Annotated in this window: 25 protein-coding genes and 1 pseudogene; 6 read left to right on the forward strand and 20 right to left on the reverse strand. The window is 66.4% G+C overall.

The features are described from left to right. Positions 1-83: 83 nt before the first annotated feature. The 4 genes from ACTIF6_RS25065 to ftsH all read right to left on the reverse strand — a co-directional run bounded on the left by ACTIF6_RS25065 (position 84) and on the right by ftsH (position 6,019). A complete protein-coding gene (locus ACTIF6_RS25065; RefSeq protein ID WP_439590462.1) occupies positions 84-1,451 on the reverse strand; it encodes an SLC13 family permease in 1,368 nt (455 codons plus the stop codon). Beyond that, complete coding sequence (locus ACTIF6_RS25070) at positions 1,448-2,341, reverse strand: universal stress protein (RefSeq protein WP_439590463.1); 894 nt, start codon at positions 2,339-2,341, stop codon at positions 1,448-1,450. The genes ACTIF6_RS25065 and ACTIF6_RS25070 overlap by 4 nt, the downstream gene beginning before the upstream one ends. A gap of 96 nt (positions 2,342-2,437) precedes the next feature. After that, positions 2,438-4,162 (reverse strand): cation:proton antiporter domain-containing protein, encoded by a 1,725-nt coding sequence (locus ACTIF6_RS25075; protein ID WP_439590464.1) that lies wholly within the window; start codon positions 4,160-4,162, stop codon positions 2,438-2,440. Between the two features lie 39 nt (positions 4,163-4,201). Then, positions 4,202-6,019, reverse strand: a complete 1,818-nt coding sequence (ftsH, locus tag ACTIF6_RS25080; protein WP_439590465.1) for an ATP-dependent zinc metalloprotease FtsH — start codon at positions 6,017-6,019, stop codon at positions 4,202-4,204. A gap of 239 nt (positions 6,020-6,258) precedes the next feature. Here ftsH and ACTIF6_RS25085 point away from each other — a divergent pair, with 239 nt between their 5' ends. Beyond that, positions 6,259-6,666 carry a DUF4395 family protein gene (locus tag ACTIF6_RS25085; RefSeq protein WP_439590466.1) on the forward strand — a complete coding sequence of 136 codons (408 nt, stop codon included), beginning with the start codon at positions 6,259-6,261 and terminating at the stop codon, positions 6,664-6,666. A gap of 186 nt (positions 6,667-6,852) precedes the next feature. Here the strand turns inward: ACTIF6_RS25085 and ACTIF6_RS25090 are convergent, their stop codons facing one another. After that, positions 6,853-7,143: a hypothetical protein gene (locus tag ACTIF6_RS25090; RefSeq protein WP_439590467.1), complete on the reverse strand. Its 291-nt coding sequence runs from the start codon at positions 7,141-7,143 to the stop codon at positions 6,853-6,855. On the opposite strand from ACTIF6_RS25090, the gene ACTIF6_RS25095 reads away from it, so the two are divergent. Beyond that, positions 7,142-7,258, forward strand: a complete 117-nt coding sequence (locus ACTIF6_RS25095; protein ID WP_439590481.1) for a hypothetical protein — start codon at positions 7,142-7,144, stop codon at positions 7,256-7,258. The two genes, ACTIF6_RS25090 and ACTIF6_RS25095, sit on opposite strands and share 2 nt — an antisense overlap. A 186-nt stretch (positions 7,259-7,444) precedes the next feature. On the opposite strand, the gene ACTIF6_RS25100 is transcribed toward ACTIF6_RS25095, so the two are convergent. Further along, positions 7,445-8,155 carry a response regulator transcription factor gene (locus tag ACTIF6_RS25100; RefSeq protein WP_439590468.1) on the reverse strand — a complete coding sequence of 237 codons (711 nt, stop codon included), beginning with the start codon at positions 8,153-8,155 and terminating at the stop codon, positions 7,445-7,447. Continuing rightward, positions 8,152-9,777, reverse strand: coding sequence for a sensor histidine kinase (locus ACTIF6_RS25105; RefSeq protein WP_439590469.1), 1,626 nt, complete (start codon positions 9,775-9,777; stop codon positions 8,152-8,154). The genes ACTIF6_RS25100 and ACTIF6_RS25105 overlap by 4 nt, the downstream gene beginning before the upstream one ends. A gap of 172 nt (positions 9,778-9,949) precedes the next feature. Here ACTIF6_RS25105 and ACTIF6_RS25110 point away from each other — a divergent pair, with 172 nt between their 5' ends. Beyond that, positions 9,950-10,507, forward strand: coding sequence for a hypothetical protein (locus ACTIF6_RS25110; RefSeq protein ID WP_439590470.1), 558 nt, complete (start codon positions 9,950-9,952; stop codon positions 10,505-10,507). A 39-nt stretch (positions 10,508-10,546) separates the two neighbouring features. Here ACTIF6_RS25110 and ACTIF6_RS25115 read toward each other — a convergent pair whose 3' ends face one another. From ACTIF6_RS25115 to ACTIF6_RS25155, 9 genes and pseudogenes are all read right to left on the reverse strand, one after another. After that, on the reverse strand, positions 10,547-11,452 hold the full coding sequence (locus tag ACTIF6_RS25115; RefSeq protein WP_439590471.1) for a universal stress protein: 906 nt from the start codon (positions 11,450-11,452) through the stop codon (positions 10,547-10,549). Between the two features lie 218 nt (positions 11,453-11,670). After that, positions 11,671-11,937 (reverse strand): annotated as a pseudogene (locus ACTIF6_RS25120) (Rrf2 family transcriptional regulator); the annotation flags it as partial. A gap of 6 nt (positions 11,938-11,943) precedes the next feature. After that, positions 11,944-12,234 carry a P-II family nitrogen regulator gene (locus ACTIF6_RS25125; protein ID WP_137918455.1) on the reverse strand — a complete coding sequence of 97 codons (291 nt, stop codon included), beginning with the start codon at positions 12,232-12,234 and terminating at the stop codon, positions 11,944-11,946. Between the two features lie 28 nt (positions 12,235-12,262). After that, positions 12,263-13,201, reverse strand: coding sequence for a sodium-dependent bicarbonate transport family permease (locus tag ACTIF6_RS25130; protein ID WP_137918454.1), 939 nt, complete (start codon positions 13,199-13,201; stop codon positions 12,263-12,265). Positions 13,202-13,226: 25 nt separating this feature from the next. After that, positions 13,227-13,730, reverse strand: coding sequence for a universal stress protein (locus tag ACTIF6_RS25135; RefSeq protein ID WP_439590472.1), 504 nt, complete (start codon positions 13,728-13,730; stop codon positions 13,227-13,229). After that, positions 13,727-14,698, reverse strand: coding sequence for a TerC family protein (locus ACTIF6_RS25140; protein WP_439590473.1), 972 nt, complete (start codon positions 14,696-14,698; stop codon positions 13,727-13,729). The genes ACTIF6_RS25135 and ACTIF6_RS25140 overlap by 4 nt, the downstream gene beginning before the upstream one ends. A 667-nt stretch (positions 14,699-15,365) precedes the next feature. Further along, complete coding sequence (locus ACTIF6_RS25145; RefSeq protein WP_204735611.1) at positions 15,366-15,860, reverse strand: TerB family tellurite resistance protein; 495 nt, start codon at positions 15,858-15,860, stop codon at positions 15,366-15,368. Between the two features lie 313 nt (positions 15,861-16,173). Further along, entirely contained in the window at positions 16,174-16,680 is a 507-nt protein-coding gene (locus ACTIF6_RS25150; protein WP_137918451.1) for a universal stress protein, read from the reverse strand. Next, on the reverse strand, positions 16,677-17,135 hold the full coding sequence (locus ACTIF6_RS25155) for an HPF/RaiA family ribosome-associated protein (RefSeq protein ID WP_439590474.1): 459 nt from the start codon (positions 17,133-17,135) through the stop codon (positions 16,677-16,679). Before ACTIF6_RS25155 ends, ACTIF6_RS25150 begins: the two co-directional genes overlap by 4 nt. 146 nt (positions 17,136-17,281) lie before the next feature. Here ACTIF6_RS25155 and nhaR point away from each other — a divergent pair, with 146 nt between their 5' ends. Beyond that, on the forward strand, positions 17,282-18,202 hold the full coding sequence (gene nhaR, locus ACTIF6_RS25160; RefSeq protein ID WP_204735609.1) for a transcriptional activator NhaR: 921 nt from the start codon (positions 17,282-17,284) through the stop codon (positions 18,200-18,202). Between the two features lie 506 nt (positions 18,203-18,708). Here nhaR and ACTIF6_RS25165 read toward each other — a convergent pair. The 4 genes from ACTIF6_RS25165 to ACTIF6_RS25180 form a co-directional block, all read right to left on the reverse strand. Further along, positions 18,709-19,212 (reverse strand): class I SAM-dependent methyltransferase, encoded by a 504-nt coding sequence (locus ACTIF6_RS25165; RefSeq protein WP_439590475.1) that lies wholly within the window; start codon positions 19,210-19,212, stop codon positions 18,709-18,711. A gap of 247 nt (positions 19,213-19,459) precedes the next feature. Then, positions 19,460-20,122: a transmembrane anchor protein gene (locus ACTIF6_RS25170; protein ID WP_204735607.1), complete on the reverse strand. Its 663-nt coding sequence runs from the start codon at positions 20,120-20,122 to the stop codon at positions 19,460-19,462. Between the two features lie 20 nt (positions 20,123-20,142). Next, positions 20,143-20,796: a HupE/UreJ family protein gene (locus ACTIF6_RS25175; RefSeq protein ID WP_439590482.1), complete on the reverse strand. Its 654-nt coding sequence runs from the start codon at positions 20,794-20,796 to the stop codon at positions 20,143-20,145. Positions 20,797-20,948: 152 nt separating this feature from the next. Beyond that, on the reverse strand, positions 20,949-21,365 hold the full coding sequence (locus tag ACTIF6_RS25180; RefSeq protein ID WP_439590476.1) for a hypothetical protein: 417 nt from the start codon (positions 21,363-21,365) through the stop codon (positions 20,949-20,951). Positions 21,366-21,431: 66 nt separating this feature from the next. Here ACTIF6_RS25180 and ACTIF6_RS25185 point away from each other — a divergent pair, with 66 nt between their 5' ends. Beyond that, positions 21,432-21,710 carry a metal-sensing transcriptional repressor gene (locus ACTIF6_RS25185; RefSeq protein WP_291131926.1) on the forward strand — a complete coding sequence of 93 codons (279 nt, stop codon included), beginning with the start codon at positions 21,432-21,434 and terminating at the stop codon, positions 21,708-21,710. A 49-nt stretch (positions 21,711-21,759) separates the two neighbouring features. Further along, the gene (locus ACTIF6_RS25190; RefSeq protein ID WP_439590477.1) at positions 21,760-23,085 is read left to right on the forward strand and encodes an MFS transporter; all 1,326 of its coding nucleotides are present in this window, start codon (positions 21,760-21,762) and stop codon (positions 23,083-23,085) included. Positions 23,086-23,373: the final 288 nt, after the last annotated feature.

The raw sequence follows: 23,373 nt of genomic DNA on the forward strand, positions 1-23,373 counted from the left end.
GGCACATCAGTCGATCAGCGCGCTGCCGGCGAAGACTGCCGCGAGCACCGCCGGCACGACCCATCGCAGCATCCCGCGCCAGGTCATCCGAACGCCACGCTGGCGACGCCGGCAATGACGGCGATGCATGCCAGGTTCAGCACCAGACCGCAGCGCATCATCGTCGCCTGCGGCACCTGGTCGGTGGCGAAGACGATGGCGTTCGGCGGTGTCGCCACCGGCAGCATGAAGGCGCACGAGGCGGCCACGGCGATGGCCGAGGCCAGCAGCGCGCCCGGCAGCCCGAGCGCCTCGCCGACGACGAGGAAGACCGGCACGAGCAACGCCGCCACCGCGGTGTTGCTCACCAGCTCGGTCAGGAAGACGACGAAGGCCACCACGCCCAGCAACACCAGCAACGGCGGCGCGCCGTGCAACGCCTGCACCAGCACATCGGCGAGAAATCGGCTGGCGCCACTGGCTTCCATCACGCGGCCCAGCGCCAGCCCGCCACCGAAGAGCAGCAGCACGCCCCAGTGCACGCGGCGTTCGAGCTGCGGCCAGTCGATCGCACCGCCGGCCACCAGTGCCACCACGGCGGCCAGCGCGACGATGCTGTCGATGTCGGTGGTGATGCCCGACGCGCGCGCCAGTGGCCCGGCGAAGACCCATCCGGCGCCGGCGAACGCGAACACGCCGACGGTCAGGCGCCGACCGCGCGTCCAGACCAGCGGCTCGTCGCGCAGCACCGTACGGCCAATGAGGCGCGGGCGCAGCAGCAGGTACAGCACGCCGATCATCAGCGGCAGCAGCAGTGCGACGGCCGGCAATCCGATGCGCATCCACTGCGCGAACGAGATGCCGGCGTGCGCCGCCGCAATGGCATTGGGCGGGCTGCCGACCAGCGTGCCGATGCCGCCGATGCTGGCGCTGTAAGCCACGCCCAGCAGCACGAAGGCGCGCTCTCGCGGCCCGAGGTCGGCGCCCTCGCCGCCGCCATCAGGGCCGTCACCACGCAACAGACCGAGCGCCAGCGGCACCATCATCGCCGCGGTGGCCGTGTTGCTGATCCACATCGAGAGCCCGGCCGTCAGGACGAAGAGCAGCAGCACCGCCACGGTGCGGCGCCCGCCTGCCCGCCGCAGCACCGCGGCAGCGAGCGCCCGATCCAACCCCTGCTGCTGCAACGCCGCCGCCAGCGCAAACCCGCCCAGGAACAGGAAGATCACCGGATGCGCGAACGAGGCCAGCGCGGCGGGCACGGTCGACAATCCGGCCAGCACCGTCAGCAGCGGCACAAGCAGCGCAGTGGCGCTCAGGTGCAGCGCCTGCGTCATCCACAGCGAGCCGATCAGCGCAAACAGCGCCAGCCCGGCACGCAGGGTGTCGGGGGGCGGCGCGACGGCGTACACAGCAGCCCCCAGCGCGAGGCAGCCCAGCGTGCGCGCGGCCGATCCAGGCGCCGCATTCACGCGTCGCGCACGGTCGACATCAGCACATCGCCGGCTGACTCCGCGAGCACATGCTTGGTCACGCTGCCGAGCAGGAAGTCCACGCCGACGCTCTGTCCGTGTTTGCCGATGACGATCAGGTCGCAGTCGGCCTCCTGCTCCTGCTCGACGATGGCCAGCGAGGCATCCTGCATCACGAGACAGGGTTGCCAATCCCCCGGCCGCAGCCCAGCGGCCGCCGCGGTCTCGTGCAGCCGCTGGTGCGCCAGCTGCCGTGCCTGCGCGCGGTACTGCTCGAGGCGCTTCGCATCGACACCAGCCAGTTGCATGCGGCTCTCGAAAGGCACCTCCCAGGCGTGCAGCAGCACCAGGTGAGCATCGGGCGCGACGCGCCGCGCCAGCGCCAGCGCCTGTGCCGACGAGGCAGAGAAGTCCACCGGCACGAGCACGCGCCGGTACCGTTCGTGGGCCTTCTGCTTGACCACCAGCAGCGGCCGCTGCGTGGTGCGCAGCAGCCGCTCGGAGGTGGTGCCCAGCGCGATGCGCCGCACGAAGCCTGCGCCGCGCGCGCCGAGCACGACCAGATCGGCCGCGATCGCGTCGCCCTGCGCGCCCACCTCGGTCAGCACCGAACCGTTGCGCAGGCTGGTCTCGATCTCGGGTCCGCGCTCGTCGTGCAGGTCGGCCGCCAGCGCCTCGAGCTGCCGGTTGGCATCGAGGATCAGCTCGGCCTCCACGCCGACGTCCGCGCCCAGCAGGCCGCGCAGGCGGTCGAGCGCACCGGCGTGTATGACGTGGATCAGTTGCAGCCGCGCCCCATGCTCGCGCGCCAGTCGCGCCGCACGCTCGGCGGCGTGGCGCGAGGGCGCGGAGAAGTCGGTCGGGGCCAGGATCGTGGTCAAGGCTTGCATGGCTCGTCTTCCCTTGTTGCTCTCTGCGAGACCAGTATAACGGTGCCGCAGCGACTTGCCTTGTCGCCGGTCAGCCGCGGTGCCGGCCGACCGGACTCAGCGATCCGGTCCGGGTTCGACGACCGGTCGGTAGTCCCAGTCCCTCACGCCCTGGACGACCTGCTCGATGGCGTCGGGCGCCACGCGCAACATCTGCAGCGCGGTCGCACCGAGGCGCAGGCTGGCCTCGATCGCCTCGGGATGGGCCTCGGCCGCACCGGCCTCGATCAATTCGCAGCTCTCGTCCAGAGTCCGCGCACGCGCGATCACCGGCACCTGCGGGCAGGCCTTGCGCAGCAGCGTCACGGCCTTGAGCGCCGTGGCCGCCACGTCGACGGTGAGGATCACCAGCGCCGCGCGCTCGACGTGGATCGCCGCCAGCAGCTCCGGGTCGGCGATGTCGCCGTAGCCCACCGCGTGCCCGTCGGCGCGGCCCTGCGCGACACGCTTCGGGTCGGTATCGAAGGCGACGAAGGGCACGCCGCTGGCCTGCAGCAGCACCGCCACGGTGTGCCCGACACGGCCGTAGCCGCCGATCACCACGGGCGCGGACGCGTCGGCAGCCCCGGGCAAGGGCAACTCGGCCTGCGGCGCGCCGGGCGCTGCTTGCGCCGGCCCTGCCGCCCCCGCGAGAAGGCCCGCGATCACCGCGTTGAAGCGGATCAGCACAGCACCGGCCACCATCGCCAGCAGGATGGCGCTGATCGCGATCTGGCCCATCCGCGCGTCGATGGCCCGCGCGTCCAGCGCGATGGCCAGCAGCGCCAGCCCGAACTCGCCGCCCACCGCCAGCAGCAGGCCGGTGCGCCAGGCCAGGCGCGGTTCCAGCCCGATGCGGTGCATCATGGCCGCGACGATGAGCGTCTTGGCGAGCAGGATCACCAACGCGCCCAGCAGCGCCCAGTGCAGCACCGGCCAGACCGCCACAGGGTCGAAGCGCATGCCGATGCCGACGAAGAACAGGCCCAGCAGCACGTCGCGGAAAGGCCGGATCGCCGCCTCGACCTGATGCCGAAACTCGGTCTCGCCCAGGATCATGCCGGCCAGGAAACCGCCGAACGCGAGCGACAGGCCCAGGCCGTCGGTCGCCCAGGCCGCCAGCAGCGCGATCAGCAGCACGGTCAGCGTGAACATCTCGGCCGAGCGCCGCTCGGCCACGTGGTGCATCAGCGGCCGCAGCAGCCAGCGGCCGGCGAGGAAGACCAGCGCAAACGCCAGCGCACCCTTGGCCAGCGCCCAGAGCAATTCGAGTGCGAGCGCATCGGCGGCCACCGCCACCCCCAGCGCCGGGATGATCACCAGGAACGGCACCGCGGTGACGTCCTGGAACACCGACATCGCCAGCCCGAGGCGGCCGTGCGGCGCGTTGTCCTCGCCGCGCTCCTTGAGCAGACTGGCGATGATGGTCGTCGACGACTGCGCGAAGGCCGCGCCGATGACGAAGGCCGCCGCGCCGGACACGCCGGCCAGCCAGGTCGCGATGCCCACCGCCGCCGTGGTCAGCGCCACCTGCCCGGTGCCCAGGCCCAGCACCTGGTGGCGCAGCGCGCTCAGCTGTGGCAGCGAGTAGTTCAGGCCGATCGTGAACAACAGGAACACCACGCCGAACTCGGCCAGCGCCTCGAACTCCGGCGCGTGCACGGTCGGCCCTGCGGTGTGCGGCCCGAGGATGAGACCCACGAGCAGGTAACCCAGGCTGGAGGGAATGCGCAGTCGCTGGCAGGCCAGCACCACGGCCACGGCCACGGCCAGCAGCAACAGAATCTGTGTCAGGTGCGCCATGGCGGGTCGGGTTCCACGCTGAACAGACTGGCGCGCGCGTCAGGCCGACTTCAGATCGGTGGTCAGGCTGCGGATCGCCGACTCGTCCAGCGTTTCCTGCTCCAGCAGCGCGCGCGCGCCGCCTTCGAGCACCTCGCGGTTGAGCTCGAGGATCGCGGTGGCGCGAGCGAAGGCGTCCATCACGAGGGCACGGATCGCCTCGTCGATGCGCCGGCGCGTGTCTTCCGAGAGGGGCGGGCCGCTCTGGCCGAACGCGGCCGGCAGGTCGAGCATGGTCGCGCGCTGCGCCTCCAGCGCGACATAACCCAGGCCCTCGTCCATGCCGTAGCGGCTGACCATGTCACGCGCGATGTTGCTGGCCTTGGCCAGATCATCGGCGGCGCCGGTGGACAGCTCGCCGAACACCAGCTTCTCGGCCGCGCGGCCGCCCAGCAGCACGGCGATCTTGTGCTCGAGCTCGCGCCGCGTCATCAGGTAGCGGTCTTCGGTGGGACGCTGGATGGTGTAGCCGAGCGCGCCGATGCCGCGCGGAATGATCGACACCTTGTGCACCGCGTCGCTGCCCGGCAGCGCCAGCGCCACCAGCGCGTGGCCCATCTCGTGGTAGGCGACGGTCTTGCGCTCCGCGGGGTTGAGCACGCGGTTGCGGCGCTCCAGGCCGGCGACGATACGCTCGACCGCGAGCGTGAAGTCGGCCAGCGTCACCAGGTCGACCTTGCGCCGCGTGGCCGCCAGCGTGGCCTCGTTGACGAGGTTGGCGAGGTCGGCGCCGGTGAAGCCCGGCGTCAGCGCAGCCACTTCGTCCAGGCGCAGCCCCGGGTCGAGCGTCACCTTGCGCACATGCACGCGCAGGATGTCCAGCCGCCCGATCTTGTCGGGCCGGTCGACGAGCACCTGGCGGTCGAAACGCCCGGCGCGCAGCAGCGCCGGGTCGAGGATCTCGGGTCGGTTGGTCGCCGAGAGGATGATCAGGCCGACCGACGCGTCGAAGCCGTCCATCTCGACCAGCAGCTGGTTCAGCGTCTGCTCCTTCTCGTCGTGGCCGCCCATGCCAGGAAAAGCACCGCGCGCGCGGCCCAGCGCATCCAGCTCGTCGATGAAGATGATCGCCGGCGCCTTGGCGCGCGCCTGCTCGAACAGGTCGCGCACGCGCGCCGCGCCGACGCCGACGAACATCTCGACGAACTCGCTGCCCGAAATCGAAAAGAACGGCACCTTGGCCTCGCCGGCCACCGCCTTGGCCAGCAGCGTCTTGCCCGTGCCCGGCGGGCCGACCAGCAGCACGCCCTTGGGAATGTGCGCCCCCAGACGGCCGTACTCCTGCGGGTGGCGCAGAAAGTCGACCACCTCCTCGAGCTCCTGGCGCGCCTCGTCAACGCCGGCCACGTCGGCGAAGGTGACGCCGGTGTCGGTCTGGATGTAGACCTTGGCCTTGCTCTTGCCGATCGACATGAAGCTGCCCATGCCCTGCTTGTCGGCGAAACGGCGCATGAGGAAGATCCACAGGCCGAAGAAGACCAGCGCCGGAATCACCCACGACATCAGGTCGCGCAGCAGCGTGCTCTCGACGACGCGGCTGAACGGCACGCCGTGGCGCTCCAGCCGCTCGGCCAGCGCGGGCTCCACGCGGTTGGCCACCAGCGTGGTCTTGCGGCCCTCCGCCTGCTTCAGCTGGCCGGTGATGCGGTTGTCGGAGATCGTCACCTTGGCGATGCGGCCTTCCTCGAGTGCCTTCTCGAATTCGCTGTAGGGCAGCACCTCGACTTGCGTGGCCGACTGCCAGACGTCCTGCAGGCTGACGAGCAGCATCAGGGCGATGGCCCAGTAGACGATGTTCCAGGTTTGTTTCTTTTCCATGGTGGGATCAAAGACGGATGCAATGGTCGCCAGTGTGCCAGCCGCCAGGACGCTGGCGGACGTTTGCGCCGTCAACGGACTGACGGCGAACAAACTGAGATGAGGGCCGGCACGACAGGCGGGGACGACGGCTCGCCTCGATGCAACGGTTTTTCCGGATGGTTGCGCAGAAACAATCTACCTTACTCGCTCTCGCCAAGCCGGAAAATACCGGGTGTGTTCGATGCAAAGAGGTCATCTTGCTTCGCTTTGACATCCCGCTAGTCTGGTCCAACGTCGTTCGCCTCGAGGCCTTGGTCAGTACGCTCGTCTCGCCGTGGCTGCTGGGAATCCTGGTCCTGCAAGGCGCCGTGCGCGGGTTCATCGGGCATCACCGCTGCCCGTCTCACCTGCTGTGGAGGACCGCGCACGCCCGTGTCGGGTGTTCCGGACGGAAGGAAGATGCGGGCGCCAAGATGTTCGCCAACAAGATGCTGTTCTTCGCCAGCTCGATCTCGTTGGGCCTCTATGCGGCGGGCAGCGACCTCTGGGTCGTGCCTTGCACCGCGTTGATCACGTTCGCCACGGCGGAGTGGGCTTTTTCCTTTTGTGCCGCCTGCTGGGTCTACGGGGCCTGGTATCGCAGGTTCCCGCCGGCCGGAGCGTGAGCTTGTGTCGGCAGCGCCATCGCCTCCCGCACTGGCTGGAGGCCTCGGAACGCACCGTCTCGCGCGTTGATTTGGTGGCTGCACTGCGCGACTGCGTTGGCGATGTTGCGAGAGGAGGCGACGGCGACCGTGTCCTGCCACCCCGCTGAATCAACCGCCAGTGAACGCACGATGACGGCTGGCCTGTCAGCCTACACCCTCTATCCGGGCCGACGCGCCGCACTGCTCTCGCAGCACGGCAAAGAACGGGTGATCGCGCCAGAGATCGAGCCGGCCCTCGGCTGTCTCGCGGAACGGGTCCGTGGATACGATACCGATCGGCTCGGCACGTTCACGCGCAGCATCCCCCGCCCCGGAACCTAGCTCGACGCCGCGCGCAAGAAGGCCCACATCGGGATGGAGCTGGCCGGCCTGCCGCTCGGCCTCGCTCTTGGAGAGCGACCTGCGGGCGCGCGCCAATCCCACACGCATGGACATGATCCAACTCGCCGCGCGCGCCCTGGCCACCATAGTTCAGTCCCGTTGCCCGTCCAGCGGAGCCCCCGGGTTTTGGCTCGTCGAACGCATCGCTGGCCTGCCGTGCCGCGACTGAGGCGCTCCAACCCGCCAGACCCGAGCCGACGGGTCGGTTGTGTGAGGTGCGTCCATCGCTCGGTCCGCGAGCGCCCCGATGCCCTGTCCGCCGATCCCCAGCGCTGCGACGAGTGCAATCCGTGATCGGTGCTCACAACCCCGTGCTGTTCGATCGGCTGCGGCCGCGCGCGTCAGCCTGGGCAGATCAGTCGGCAGACGCCTCCAGGCGATAGCCGAGCCCGCGTTGCGTGTGGATCAGCGGCCTGCAGCCGCCGATGTCGATCTTGGCGCGCAGGCGTCCCACGTAGACGTCCACGACGTTCGTCAGCGGATCCTCGTTCACGCCCCAGGCGCCAGCCAGAATGCGCTCGCGGCTGAACAGCCGTCCTGGCGCCGACATCAACAGCTCCAGCAGCGCGAGCTCGCGCGCCGTCAGCTCGATGACGTTGCCGCCGCGGCTGACCTTCTTCGAGTCGCGGTCGAACACGAGATCGTCGACGACGAGTTGCGACGCCCGCTCGCTGGGCAGCGTGCGCGCGCGCCGCGCGAGTGCGTCGATGCGCGCCAGCAACTCGTCGAAGTCGAAGGGCTTGGGCAGGTAGTCGTCGGCGCCGGCTCGCAGGCCGGTCACACGCTCGTCGACCTCGCCCAGCGCCGTTAGCATCAGGATCGGCAAGGGATTGTTCTCAGCCCGCAGGGTGCGGCAGACCTCCACCCCATCCAGGCCCGGCAGCATCACATCCAAAAGCACGATGCATGAGGGGCCGCCCTGGCGCAGCTCGCGCGCGGCGTCACGGGCCAGGGCCAGGCCGCCCGGGCCGTCGTAAGCCACCTGCACGGCGTGGCCCTCCGCACGCAGGCCGCGTTGCAGGAAGCTGACGATGCGCGCGTCGTCTTCGATCAACAGGATGTTCATGACGTGATCGGGCTCGCCAGCGACTCGCCCAGCCACTGCGGCAGCCGAAAGCGGGCCGTGGTTCCACCGCCTGGCGTGCTCTCGAGCGTGAGCTCACCGCCGTGCGCGCGCGCCAGGGCGGCGGCGATGGACAGGCCAAGGCCGCAGCCGCCCGCGAAATGGCGCCGCGCCTGCGCACCCCGGAAGTGGCGTTCGAACACTTGCGGCAGCTCGTCGGCAGCGATACCGATGCCGCGGTCCTCGACCCGCACGTCCCACTGCGGCAGCTCACCTTGCGGCTGCAGCGGATCGACGCACAGCCGCACCAGGCCGCCGGGCCTCGAGTAGCGCACCGCATTGTCCAGCAGCACGGCGAGCAGTTGCCGCAGGCGCGGCGTGTCGCCCAGCACGGGCATGGCATGCGCCGGCAGAGGCGCCGATTCCACTCGCACCTGCTGCGCGCCCGCCAGCCCACGCGCCTGCTCCAGCGCCGCAGCGATGGCGTCGCGCAGGTCGATGGGCTCGCGCTGGACAGCGAGCGCGTCGATGTCCTCCCGCGCGACGACCAGCAGGTCGTCGATCACCTGGCCCAACTGTGCGGCGGTGTCGGCGACGCGGCGCAACGAGTCCTTGTACTCCTCGACCGGCTTGTCGCGGCCACGCAAGGCCACCTGGGCCTCGCCGCGGATGGCCGTGGCCGGCGTGCGCAGCTCGTGGCTGACGTCGGCGAACAAGCGCCGCCGGCGCTCGTCCACCTGCTGCAACGACGCCAGCGCTGCACTCAGCTCGACGGTGCGCGACCGCACCAGCTGCTCGAGGTGCTGCCGGGCCTGCGTTTCGCGCTCGCGATGCTGCAACAACTCTGCGGCCATGGCGTTCATGCTGCGGGCCACATCACCGAACTCATCCCGGCTGTCGATGTCGATGCGGTGCGTCAGATTGCCCCGGTGCAGCGCGTCCACGCCGTCGCGCAAGGCTGCCAGCGGCTGTCGCAGGGCCCGCGCGAAGTAGCCGGCCAGCACGAGCGCGGCCAGGCAGAGTACGGCCGCGGCACCCGACCACAGCAGACGCGCTTGTTCGAGCGAGGCATCGGCAGCCTTGCGTTCGCGTGCCACCGCGGCGGCCTCGCGCCGCATGCTGTCGTTCAGCAATGCGCGCAGGTCGTGCCCGTCCGGTCGGTCGAAACGATCGGACAGCGTCTGCCACGCCGGACGTGCATCGGCGTCCGCGGCCAGCGGCTGGACGTTGCGGCTCGCCAGGTCGAGCGAGTTCACGCTGCGCGCGAGCGTGGTCAGCACGCCAGCCCGCTGCGCTGCTTCGGTGCCCGCGACCACGCCGGACGCCGACCCCGGCGCCTGCAGTGCGAGCTTTTCGAGCTCGACGAGCGCACGGCGCATGTCGGCCACCAAGGCCTCGCGCTCGGCCGGTTCGGCACCCGCGTCGGCCTGCCGCTGCGCGGCCCAGGAACGCAGCCGCTGCTTGGCCACCGACAACTCGACGAAGGTGACGTGGATGTCGCTGGCCACGCGCCCGCGCAGCACCTGGCGGTCGGCTTCGCTGAGGCGCCAGAGCGCCGCCGCGCCCTGCAGGGCGGCCGCCAGTCCGAGCCCGGCCAGGGCCAGCGTGAGCTTGGTTCTGAACATGCGCCATTGTCGCTGTCGATTGCGGACATGCGACCCACAAAAGGCGCGACCGGGCCTGAATTCATGCACCGTTCATGCGCCGTTCAGCAGCCCGTCATCTGGGGTTCAGCCCGGGTTCACGGCAGCGCGGTGCAATGACTACTCTCACAACAACGCACTGGAGTGCAATATCATGAAGTTACGTTCCGCCGCCCTCGCCTCCGCCCTCATCGTGGCACTCGGCACCGCCGCCGCGCAGGCCCCCGTAATCAACAAGGCGATCACCGAAACCGAAGTGCTGGCTGCGCAGCGCGCCTGGGGTGATGCCCTGGTGGCCATCAGCACCGCGCACGAGCGCCAGGGCGCTGTGGCCGCACGCCGGCTGGCCGGGGAGGTGATCGACGGCGCCTATGGCTACCAGTTCGGCCCGGTGCTGTTCAAGCCCACGCTGACCGAGGCGCCGCAGACCTTCCGCACCACGCGCGCCGGGGCGCTGGCCTACTTCGTCGGCGGCGACCCCAGCTTCCCCAAGGACACCGGCTTCGCCCTCAAGGGCTGGCGAAAGGTGGACGTGAACAACGCGGCGATCTTCATCGCCGGCGACGTCGCCACCTCGATGGGCAACGTGTCGATCACCGACAAGGACGGCAAGGTCACCACCGTGGACAAGACCTGGAAGTTCCTCAAAGACGACAGCGGCAAGCTGCGCATCGTCGTGCACCACTCGTCGCTGCCGTACCGCGCCAACTGAGTGCGCTCCGGGCCGGGCTTTGCACCCGGCCCTGCCGCGCTACTTCTCGCGCACCAGCAGTAGCGCCGTGCGGCAGCGCGAGGCGACTCGCGCGGCCACTGAGCCCATGGCCGTGTGCCGGCTGGCGCCGAACCCCAGCGAGCCCATGACCAGCAGGTCCAGCCGGCTCTTCGTGGCGTGCGCCGCGATCTCGTCGCCGGGCACACGGCCGATGAGCCGGACTTCCTTCGATGCCAGTCCGGCGCCGTCCAGTACTTCGCGCACCGGCGCGAACACGCTTTCGAAGGCGGCCTTGTGCATCGCCTCGATCTGTTCCGGCTTGATGCCGGTCTCGACCTCGCGCTCCAACCAGCCCGGCACAACGATCTTCGTCAGTTCAGGGGCCATGTGGATCAGCGAGATCGCGGGAGCCGGGCCGAACAGCTTGCGGTGTCTGGCCACGAAACGCGCTGCCGCCAGCCCATACGGGCTGCCATCGAGCGCGATGCCGAGCTTGAGCGAATCCTTGCGCGGTACGGCACCCTCCCGCACTATAAGCAGCGGCTTGGTACTTGAGACAGCCACAGTGCTGGCAACAGAGCCGAGCAGCAGCAGCTTCAGGCCGGTGGCGCCGTGAGAGCCCATCACGATCAGGTCAGCCGGATCGTTGGCGACGATCGCCGCCAGTTTATGGGCCACGTTGCCGACGACGTACCGTGCCGTCGTTGTCGCCCCTGCACGCTTGAGCGCGGCTGTAGCGGATTTTAAAGCCCGGGCCGCCTCCGTCTCATAGTAGTTCCGCACCACCTCCTTGCTCAAGGCACGGGAAACGCGCAATGGGACGTGGTACTGGATGTTGACCAGTTCCACGTCGGTCGGCTCCTCGAAGAGAGTGGAGCGCGAGGTGACGAAAGCGACGGCGGCCTTGCTGAAGCTGCTGGCGTCGACGGGCATGAGGATGCGCATGGGGATTCTCCGTTGTAGGTGGTTTGGGTGGTTTGGGTGGTTTGGGATCGTTCAGTCGGCAGCATCATCCGCCCGTCCGCCACATCGGTGGGTATCGAAGAAATCGCACAGCGAAACCGACGACAGGAAACGCACCGCCGACTGCTCGAATTCGTACCAGCAGACGCCATGCGCACGCCACCGGGCTGCTTGCCTTTCTCCGCGCCATCGCGCGTTGGCTCGTCGCCCGCGTGCACCGCAGCGTCCACCTCCTGCACGGTGATCTGTTCCGGCGAGGCAATCGACGCCCCCGGGCCTCGTGTGCTGCGAACCAACCCGCCTCGCCGCAGCCGCGACAACAGGAATTCGAGACAGGACACGGACACACGCAAGCGTGCACTGATCATGGGCAATGGTTGATGGCCCGGCTCCTGCGCCAGCTCGAGCAGCGCGGCGACGGCCAGTCGGGCCTTCCCGGCGATGGGCATAGTGGGCTTTCGGAACATGTTGGGTCAGAATTTCTCCGGCCGCAGCACCTCGACATCGGCCACGAACAGGACCATCGAGTAGTTGTCGTAGTAGCGCTCGCGCAACGCCTTGCAGATGGCGCTGGCGGTCTGCGCGTTGCACAGCACCTCAATCCGGATGTTGGCGTGCGGGCCCCAGGTGGCGTCACGCCGACCTCGGCTGCCCTTGCCGCGCGCGTCGGTCACCGTGTAGCCACGCGCATCCAGCGACTCGAGGTCGCGCAGAAGCGTGGTCTCAAGCGCGGCCTCGCATACAACGGTCAGCAGTTTGATCATGCCTGTTTCCGGTAATTGCATTACATACTCACTGTACGACTTGCTGCGCGAGCCGGTGATACAGCGGGATGCCGACCAGCAGGTTGAACGGAAAAGTGATGCCCAGCGCCGCGCCGATCGACAGGGCCGGATTGGCTTGTGGAACTGCCAGCCGCATGGCCGCAGGCGCTGCGATGTAGGACGCACTGGCGTACAGCGTGGCCAAGAGCGTCACGCCACCGACGGACAGACCCAGCAACGCGCCGGTGGCCAGGCCCAGGCCGGCGGAGAAGAGCGGCATGACGGTAGCGAAGACGAGCAGGAATGGCCCGGCGCGGCGCAGTTCGCCGAAGCGGCTCGCCGCCACCAGGCCCATTTCGAGAAGGAAAAACGCGAGCACGCCCTTGAACAGGTCGAAGAACAGGCGATCCAGTGGCTCGATGCCGCCGGGGCCTGCGAACCAGCCGATGGCCAGTCCTCCCAACAGCAGCACGATGCTCTTGCCAGCGAGCACCTCATGAAGCACCTTTCCCCAAGGTGTGCCGGGCTCGCCGCGCCGTGCCAGCAGGACGCCGATCACCAGCGCCGGGAACTCAAGCAGCACGAGCATCACCGTCATGTAACCTTCGCCCTCATGGCCGAGGCGAGCCAAGTAGGTTGTTCCAACCGCGAAAGTGACCACGCTCACCGATCCGTAGTGGCCGGCGATCGACCCCGCATCGGCTCGCGGCAAACGGCCGAAGCGGCGCAGCACCGGGTAAGCCACCAGCGGGATCAGCGCCCCTACGGCAACCACCACCAGCGCGGGAAGCGCGACGGTGGCAAGCGGGTAGCGCGCCAGTTCCACCCCGCCCTTCAGGCCGATGGCCAGCAGCAGGAAGATGCTCAATGACTCGTAGAGGACACCTGGAATGCGCAGGTCCGAACGCAAAAAACCGGCCAGCGCGCCCAGCAGGAAGAACAGGATAACGGGCTCGAAGTGCGGCATCGTGCGGCGATCAGTCCGGGCCGGCTCAGCGAACGATCAGTACCGGCACCTTGGCGAGGTGCACGACCTTGTAGGCCACCGAGCCGAGCAAGAGCGACTCGGTGGCAGTCAAGCCGTGCGAGCCGATGGCAATACCCTGGCTGCCGAGTTCCTGCGCCAACGCGCCGACCTCCTCGGCCGCATCCCCCATGCGTGCGTGCAGCCGCCACGCAATGCCCATCTCATCCATGAGAGCGCGCGCGGCGGCGGAGGCGTGCCAGCAGCGCCGCGCGAGCTCCGCCTCGGCAGCTTCCTTGACCAGCCAGGGATGGACGTGCACCAGGTCGACCTCGGCGCGCGCTTCAGCGGCAATCAGCCGCGCCGCCATCGATGCGGCGCGCAAGGATCCTTCCGAGCCGTCAACGGCGACGAGCCAGCGGCCGGCATGAGCCTGCGGGGCTGTGCCCCAACTGGCGTACACCAGGCGGCCGTGTTCGTCACGGGCCATTCGGTCCGGGGCGGGGATCGCAGTGGGCGTGGTGTTTGTCATGTCGCAGGGCGGTCGGATTTACGGGCAGAGAATTTGAGGCTGAGCAGAATGGAGACCAGAATCACCGAGCCGACGATGGCCAGCGACCACTGCACCGGCATGTGGAACCAGGGGGCCGCCAGCATCTTGCCACCGATGAAGACCAGGACCAGCGCCAGGCCGTACTTGAGCAGGTGAAAGCGCTCGGCTATGTCGGCGAGCAGGAAGTACAGCGCCCGCAACCCCATGATGGCGAAGATGTTGGACGTGAAGACGATGAACGGGTCGGTGGTGACCGCGAAGATGGCCGGGATGCTGTCAACGGCAAACACCAGATCGCTGACCTCGATCATCATCAGCACCAGAAACATGGGGGTGGCCCAGCGCACACCGTTGATGTGCACGAAGAACTTTTCGCCGTGGAACACCGGCGTGATGCGCATGTGAGCGCGCAGCCAGCGCAGCAGTGGGTTCTTTTCCAGGTCGGGCTGCTTATCGGCGAAAACCAGCATTTTGATACCGGTCACGATCAAGAACACACCGAACACGTAAAGGATCCAAGCGAACTCGCTCACCAGCCAGACGCCGGCCAGGATCATGCCGGCGCGCATGACGATCGCACCCAGCACGCCGTACAGCAGAACGCGCCGCTGCAACTCCGGCGGCACGGCGAAGTAGCTGAAGATCATCACGAAGACGAACATGTTGTCGACTGACAGCGTCTGTTCGATCAGGTAGCCGGTGATGAACTCGAGCGTCTTGCGGTCGGCCATCTCGCGGCCAACGTTGGCGTCCAGGTACCACCACATCAGCGCCGCAAACGTGAAGGCCAGCGTGACCCAGGCCGCTACCCAACTGCCGGCCTCCTTGACGGAGACCCGGTGCGCCTTGTTGCCGCCGAGGACGAACAGGTCCAGCGCCAGCATCGCGAGCACGAAGACAATGAAACCGGCCCACATCGGGCCAGTGGCGAAGGAGTCTATGTTCATGGCAAGGCGGGAACGCGGTGCAGCCTTGCAGCGTCGGCGCTCCGTTTCGCTGGGGGTTGGGATGTTACGGGGGAACGCCACGCGCCCTGCAGCGCGGCGACGCCGATGATGTCCATGGGGCAACCGGTCACTGCCGGGCCTCCGCGCGCTGCCAACGCCGCGATGGGCCGTCTCACCGTCTCGCGCTCTACGCTTACCAGCGGTGCAATAGCGCGTCGGCGCATCGCGAGCTTGATCTGGACGCTCGAATGACCGTTGATCGACGTACAGTGCGACCATCGCCACAGGGAGCGAGTGCGCCTGAACTCGACTGCTACGCTCGCCGGCTCATGTGTTGCCGCCCCCGACGCGTACCTGCCCAGGCGGAGAGGACCGTAGCCGAGCACGCGTTCACCGCCGTCGGCGTAGGTTCGGTAGGATTTCAAAATGGCAGTGGGCATGACGTGGAGCGGCGCCAGCCCTGGCATGCCTTCATCAAAGAACATCGCCCCCGCCGGCGGGCGGCGAAACTGCAAGCTAACCGCGCTTGCGAGTGCCTTTTCACTGTCGGGCGAGCCCAATAGAACCGGTGCGCTGCTATGTCGGCGGTCTACCGGCGCAGATGGGATCCGCACGCGATACGGCGGCGCTTGGGGACAGGATGTCACGATGGGTTCTCGTCCGATCTTCATTCTCGAGGAGCAGTGGTCTCAGGGTGAGCGCGCGAATGCACCTGGAAGTCCGAGCCGTACAACATGGGTTCGAGCAGATCGTGGTCGTCGGGATGCAGACTCCAACGATCGATCGCGGCCATCAGCACGAATCGCTCGCCATCGTCAATCTGGCAGTCGGCTTGAGCGACGGCTGTACACAGGCGCAGCACGAGGCGCCGCATTCCGTCGTCGACGACTTCGTCCAGCATGCGGTCCAGCAGTTCGCTTGGGAAGCGTACTTTGTTGCCGCAGCGGGTCGGACCCAGCAAGTCCGCGCACAGGTCGTGGATCACGCCATGCCACTGCTGCCGGGTCAGGCCGAGCCGTTCACGGGCCTTGAGCGCGTCAAGCGCCGCAGTCTCGACCGTCTCTATGCGGCCGTTGGCGATCAGCGCGAGCGCAACGATCCGTGCCGCGGCCTCGGCACTGTTGAGGGGATACGCGCGGAGCAGCGGGTTGGGGGCGTTCATGTTGGCGCTCCGTTCGGAGGGGCAGCCAGGGTGCCGCCAGAGGCAGCTATCCCAGCACCAGAAGCTGGACGTCGAAATCCGGACGTGTGCGGGCACGGGTTCTCATGGGAGGGTTCGCGCAGAGAGATTGCGGAAGAATCAATAAAAAAAGACCCGTGGCGCGGAATGTAGGGCGTCGCTGGCAACGTCGGCGTGTAGCACTGTCGCCCACCCCCGGCGCCGGCGGTCACTGTGGGTGGTGGAACAGTGCCAAGCAAGCGGCGCGGCAACAGGGCCGAAGCGACCGGGGCCGCTGGGATACGGCGCTGCGCGCTCATGGCCCGCTCACCCATAACAAAGCCATGCCAACCCCCAAGCTGGCCGGGATGCCGACCCGCGCGAGCACGCCGGCCGGGGCGCCGACGATCACCTCGATCGGCACTGAGCAGTGGTCGAGCAGCCGGTTGGTGAGTGAATTCTCGACGGCGCGCACGAGCACGCTTTTGCGCGCCGTGCCGATCACAATACGGTCGCAGCGCAGTAAGCGTGCCGCGTCAGCGATACAGCGCGCCTTGTCGCCAACCTCCACATGCACGCGGTAGGCAATACCAGTTGCGTCGAGCAGTTGCCGCGCCTCGGTGAGCGCTTTGGCGGCGTCTTCGCGGTGAAAATCGGCGCGCAGTTCCCGGCTGACGTAACGCGCCACATAAGCTGAAAAGGGCGGCTGCACATTCAGCAGGTGAACCAGTTGCACGTCGCCGCGGTGAAACCTGTCGATGGCGTGCCGCACCGCCAGCAGAGCGTTGGTCGAACCGTCGCAGGGCAGTAGGAGTGTGATCATGTTGATGACTCCAGAAAGGGTTGAAAAGTGCCCGGACTTGACCGATGGCGGCAGTCCATGCGGGCGGGATACTCACTGTGTAAAAATCGACTTCGCCAGCGGCATTCGGTCTCGGGACGGCCCGGCTCGCTCATGCGGTGTCTTCGCGGGAAGGGGTGGGTGCGATCGAGGTGCTTGACGGCCAGCCGGCCGACGCGGTCTGCGGCACGGTCGATGGCGACGTACATATCGGCGCCGACGCTCTCGACCACGGCGTCGGACGCTTCGAGCAGGTGGAACTGGATGCGGCAGTGCATGTCCACCCCGCCGCACGACCCCTTCTCGTCACCGATACGGACCGAGACCGGCCGGATGCGGTCGCCGTTGTGGCTGAGGACGAAGCCCAGCTGACTTCGGACGTGCCCGCCCAGCGCCTGCGTCACTGTGAACCCTTGACCGTGAATGTCGACAACCACTGTGCACCTTTTGTTTCGCCGTCAGTGGCGATACACAGAATCTAGGGCCGGACGTCGTCCGCGAAAAGCAGATTGTTCTACTTCAATCGTACCGAAAAACCATACAATTTGACCAACATCTCCCGCAGCCTCCGACTGTGGCACTCATGAACTACAAACACCTCCACTACTTCCATCAGGTGGCCAAGCTTGGAGGTGTGCTGCGCGCCAGCGAACAATTGCACCTGTCGCCACAGACCATCAGCGGGCAACTCCAGTTGCTGGAGGAGGCGCTAGGCACGCCTCTATTTGCCAAGAGCGGGCGCGGTTTGGTGCTGACCGAAGCCGGGCGCATGGTGCTGGGCTATGCCGAGAACATCTTCTCGATCGGCGCCGAGCTCAAAGAGGCCGTGCGCGACTACCCCCGCAAGGGCAAGCTGCTAGAGTTCCGCGTTGGCGTGGCTGATGCCGTGCCGAAGACGATCGCCTGTCGGCTGATCGAGCCGGCCACGCAGTTACCCGAGCCGATTCGCATCGTCTGCCGCGAGTGGAAGCTGGACACGCTGCTGGGCGAGTTGGCCCTGCACCGACTGGACCTCGTGATCTCCGATGCGCCGATCCCTTCCGCCGTAAGCGTGCGCGCCTTCAACCACAGGTTGGGCAATTGCGGCGTTAGCTTCTTCGCGGCACCGTCGCTGCTCGAATCTTGCAAGGGTCAGTTTCCGAACTGCCTCGACGGCGCGCCTCTTCTCATGCCTGCCGAGGATTCTGCAGTCGGCCAGCGATTGCGGTCTTGGCTGCAGGCGCGCTCACTGCACCCCCGAGTCGTCGGCGAGTTCGACGACAGCGCCCTTGCAAAGGAGTTCGGGCGCCGAGGTCTGGGCATATTCGTCGCACCCACCGTGCTTGAGCGGGACATCGAGAAGCAATACGGCGTGCGCGCGCTTGGCGCGACGCACGAGATTGTGGAGGAATTTTTCGCGATTTCAGTCGAGCGTCGAATCACGCACCCGTGCGTGACGGCGATCACCGAGGCAGCACGCAACGAGCTTTTCACACCTCTCGCGCGGCGGCCGCTCGCAAAGTAAGCTATCTCACGAGCGCTTTGCATGTCAGCGTGTAGGGTCGTGCAGTCCAGTGACCTTGCCCCTGACCACTCCAATCTTCGCCGAGCTGCATTGCCAGCTCGCTGGCGATGCAGCTCAATCCCCATCAACCCAGAAACCAATCGAGTAATCTTGAACTTGTCCTTCCACTTTTGATTGGTACGTCCACAGGGGGTAGGTCAGCCTACTGATCATCCTCGTGGGGCTGTACGTCGGCTATCACGGCTGGACTGCACGTTCTCAATAAAGTGGCAATGCGGTGCCGTCACTCATGGCTGTGGCCGTGACCACCGTTTCCAAGATTGCTGAGCTTTTCGCAGCCGGCCAGTGAGCCCAGAAAGGCAACGATCAGAAGTGCGCTGAAGAAGGTTTTGAGAGTTTTCATGGTGAGTGAGATTGATTTACAAGGAGATCAGAGAATATGCATGCTGGTGGCGCCGCAGCTGTCGTCGCGGCGCCTTTTTTGAGCTCACATGGGTTTGTTCACATCAGATGCGCGTAATTCGAAACACAGAGGCGGGTGGCAAGTTGAAGAGTGAGCTTCCGATGCGCTCTGCCCTCAAGCCCATCCGGGCAAGAATCTCTGGTGCAACGGGACATTTGGTCATGTAGGTGAACTGGTAGAGAGCTGCCCCTGCACGCAGGCTCTGCATGCAGGCCCCAACCACGTTCCACTGCGCGCGCGTGCCCATGGTCAGAAGTGGCAGGCCTGAGATCACGGCCTGAGCTTGCATCGTCTTCCACGGGTCCTCCCCCCGCCGCATGCGCGTAACATCCATTTCGAGCAGGCGCGCCTCGGGGAAGCGTTGACGCAGTAGCGCTGTGAAGTCTGGACTGTTCTCCACCAGCGTGATGTTGGACTCGGGCACGCCTTTGGAGAGGATGCATCGTGTGAAAGCCCCTGTTCCTGGGCCCAATTCGATGACAGGTCCCGCATCAGGCCGGATGTCGCGAGTGATGATGCGCGCGAGGGCACTGCTTGATGGGGCCACGGCTCCTATTCTCATAGGGCGCTTGAGCCAGCTTTTGAAGAAGATAGTTTGATCAGTTGTAGAGGGCACGAACGAATCCTTTTGGGGCGCACCAATCACCCCAGCGTGGCGCTTAGGGCGATCGATGCATTCTGGAGATCGTGGCGATCCAATGCGGTGCGCGAATCGCCTTGCGGTCGATTGCGCACGCGCTGCAAGTCGCCGTTTTCTTGGACACCTGTATCGGAGATACAGGTGTCCTTGCCTATCACTGAACCCGTTTGATGTCTGTGTAGTCGCCGCGAGTGCGCAGAATGACTTTCACATCAGCCTGACCGCGGTTGCGCCAGAACCAACCGTGGTTGCCGGTGAACGCGGCTTCGAGCACGCCTTCATCGGTCGCAACACCACGGCCTTTTTCGTAGCTGATCGACTTGCCCGGTGCGTCGCCGTGGGTGTCGAAGTTGACCGCACCACCTTCGACGATCCACTGGTACTGCGCCTTGCCGCCTTCGACCATCTTCAGCTTGATCTCCGTGCCTTCGCCCGGGGTCAGCGTGAAGGGCGTCTCGTCTTTCCACGTCACCTTGGGTGCAGCAGAAACGGGAGGAGCTGCGACGGCGGGTGCCAGTGCTTGCGCTTGTGCTGCATTGGCCGAGGCCATGCCAATTGTTGCCACAGCTGCCTGTGCTGGCGCTCCTGCGGAGGCGGCTGCGTCGGCAGCAGCCTCCGCTGCCAGCTGGTTCTTGATCTCGCCCATCTCGGTCATTCGCAAGACCCGGCCGATGCCGGTGGGATCGACACCATATTCGGCCGGCAGCACGACGGCCACGAGAAGGACAACCGCCGACACAGCGGCGAGGATGGTGGAGCGCAAGAGCTGTTTGGAAGAAGGCAGCTCGGCGCGGGTGGGGGAATCGCTGTTGTACATGTTGAAGGTTCCTTGGGTGTTCACGACACGAAGTAGCCGGTGAGCTGCATGCCCACCAGAATGAAGCCCGCGCTCATCATGGCGACGTTGGCTGTGTAGGCATGGCGAATGAAACTGGGCGTGCGGCGCCAGTAGCTCATGCCGATGAGGATGACGGCCAGCGCCAGCAACTGCCCGATTTCCACACCGACGTTGAAGGCCAGCAGGTTGGGCACCAGCCCGTCGGGCGAGATCTCGTACTCGATGATCTTGGTGGCCAGACCAAAGCCGTGGAACAAGCCGAACACCAGCGTGGCCACCTTGGTGTTGGGCTGGAACCCGAACCAGCGCTGATAGGCGCCGATGTTGTCCAGCGCCTTGTAGACGACGGACAAACCGATGATCGCGTCGATCAGGTAGCTGTTGATCCCGACGTTGAAATACACGCCCAGGATCATGGTGGTGGAGTGACCCAGCGCAAACAAACTCACATAGATGCCAATGTGCTTGATGCGGTAGAGAAAGAAGATCACGCCGAACAGAAACAGGATGTGGTCGTAGCCCGTCATCATGTGTTTGGCGCCCAGGTACACAAAGGGGAGCAGGTTGACGCCCGATATTTCCTGGATGTAGCCCTTGTCACCCTCGGTGACAGCGTGGGCAAAGACCTCCGCCGTACCCAGGAGCAGGCACATGAAGAGGGCAAAGAGCAAGAAGAGACGGGGATGCCCGATCGCCCATGGCGAACGCGGCAGCCTGTCGTGGACATGGCTGTGCATGAAGACTCCATTGGTCTGAAAAAAAGAAAAGCACTGCGTGGCGCAGCGCGAAGGCGAGGGGAGAAGCCTCAGCCCATGGGTGGGCGTTCAAGCCGCGATGGTTCGACCATTTCAATCCACAGCCGCGCGTGCCCTGTCCACACGGGCAGCTGCGGAGCGGCCACATCCCATGTGATGGGCAGGGCGTGGGCCTTGTCGTGGGAATGGTCTGCGCCGTGGTGGGGATGGTCGGCGCTGCCGCCATGACTGCCCACGACCCAAGTGCTGCCGCCGTCTTCGTGCGCATGACCGTGTGCATGGTCGTGCTCTGTGTCCGGGCCTGCTGAATCGGCATGACCCGCTGATGCAATGGCCGCAATGCCATGGGAGTTCATGCTCCCCACCGACGAGATGACGGTTCCAAACAGGATCACCAGCAGCACCAGCCACCGCATGCCCAGCGCTGCCCGGTCGGGGCGCGTGGAGCGGGTGAGGCTTGAGATCATGGGCGGTGCGGCGTTCGGTGTTAGCAAAGGCGATATAGTAACCTCCCCGAGGGGATACGATCAGCCATGACACAACCGCACACACACGCCTCCCATCCCGCCATCATCAAGCGCCTTCGCAGGGCCAGCGGGCACCTGAGCAGCACCATCGACATGGTGGTGCAAGGCCGAGACTGTCTTGATGTCGCGCAGCAGTTGCAGGCGGTGGAGAAAGCGATCCAGCAAGCCAAGAAGGCCTTGATCCAGGATCACCTGGACCACTGCCTCGAAGACCTGGTGGGGCCCTTGAAATCGGGGCAACGCCATTCGCTGGACGAGTTCAGGGAAATCACGCGCTACCTCTGAGCCCGTGGCGTCCATGGCCCCGAGCGCATGCACAACGAGAACAACAGACATGCTGGACATCCTTTCCAACCGCACCTACCGCCACCTCTTCGCTGCGCAGGTGATCGCCTTGATCGGCACCGGTCTGGCCACCGTGGCCCTGGGCCTACTCGCCTTTGAGTTGGCTGGCGACAACGCGGGCATGGTGCTGGGCACAGCCCTGGCCATCAAGATGATCGCTTACGTGGGCGTGGCGCCGGTGGCTGCGGCGTTTGCCGATCGCCTGCCGCGGCGGACGATGCTGGTCGCCTTGGACTTGGTTCGTGCGGCCGTGGCACTGCTGCTGCCATTTGTCTCCCAAATTTGGGAGGTGTACGTGCTGATCTTTGTGTTGCAAGCGGCCTCGGCCGCGTTCACGCCAACGTTCCAAGCCACCATTCCCGACGTGCTACCGGATGAGAAGGATTACACCAAGGCTCTTTCGCTCTCACGCTTGGCCTACGACATGGAAAGCCTGGTCAGCCCGATGCTGGCAGCTGCGTTGCTCACCGTCATCAGTTTTCACAATTTGTTCGCCGGCACGGTGGTCGGCTTTCTGGTCTCTGCCGCGCTGGTGGTCTCGGTGGTGTTGCCCGCGCACCCGTCGCCACAGCGCCGGGGCATTTACGAGCGCACCACGCGCGGGCTGCGTATCTACCTGGCCACGCCGCGGCTGCGTGGTTTGCTGGCGATCAGTGCGGCTGTGGCGGCGGCGGGCTCCATGGTCTTTGTCAACACGGTGGTCATCGTTCAGGCCGGCATGGGACTGAGCCAGAGCGCCGTCGCCCTGGCCTTGGCCAGTTTTGGCGCGGGCTCCATGGTGGCCGCCCTGGCCCTGCCGCAATTGCTGGAGAAGCTGCCCGACCGCACGGCCATGCTGGGGGGCATTGGTCTGATGGTCGTGGGTCTGTTCGCGGGCGCCTTCGTGGTCGGACAGGCTTCGTTGATGGCCTTGTGGTTCGTGCTCGGCCTGGGCTACTCCACCGCCCAGACGCCTTCCGGGCGCTTGTTGCGGCGGTCTGCGCACGCAGAGGATCGGCCAGCGTTGTTTGCCGCGCAGTTCGCGCTGTCGCACGCCTGCTGGTTAGTGTGTTATCCCCTGGCCGGTTGGCTCGGTACCCGCTTCGGAATGGCGGCGACGTTTGTGGTGCTGGGCTTCGCAGGCGCAGGGGCCATGTGGGTCGCTTCAAAGGTCTGGCCGGCGCAAGACCCGGAGGTGATCGAGCACGAGCACCCGGACCTGCCGGCCGGACATGCGCACACCCAGGGCACGGCCGCCAGCGGCGGTCGGGTGCGCCATGCGCACGCTTTTGTGGTGGATGACCAGCATCCGCACTGGCCCAGCGTGGGTAGTTGATGCCTGAACAGTGGGCGCTTTTGTCGGGTTGACTGTCCGTAGTGGGCGGTGCTTGCGGCAAGTGAGCGCCGAGCCTAAACAGGAGCCAGGAATAGGCCCATTAACGCAACTGGATTGCATTATGATCGCCAGCTGATGCAACCCTGTTGCACTTGAGGGGCAATCCATGCCCAACTCCCATTACCACCCTCATCACGGCCCTCGCTCGCCCAGCGGCGCGCTGGGCCACCATCGCGTTGACACACTTTTGGGATCCGCCAGGTTCCGCTTGATGGGTCTTGACCTGCC

Origin of the sequence: Hydrogenophaga sp. (assembly GCF_051860785.1) — a bacterium.
Lineage (GTDB): Bacteria > Pseudomonadota > Gammaproteobacteria > Burkholderiales > Burkholderiaceae_C > Hydrogenophaga.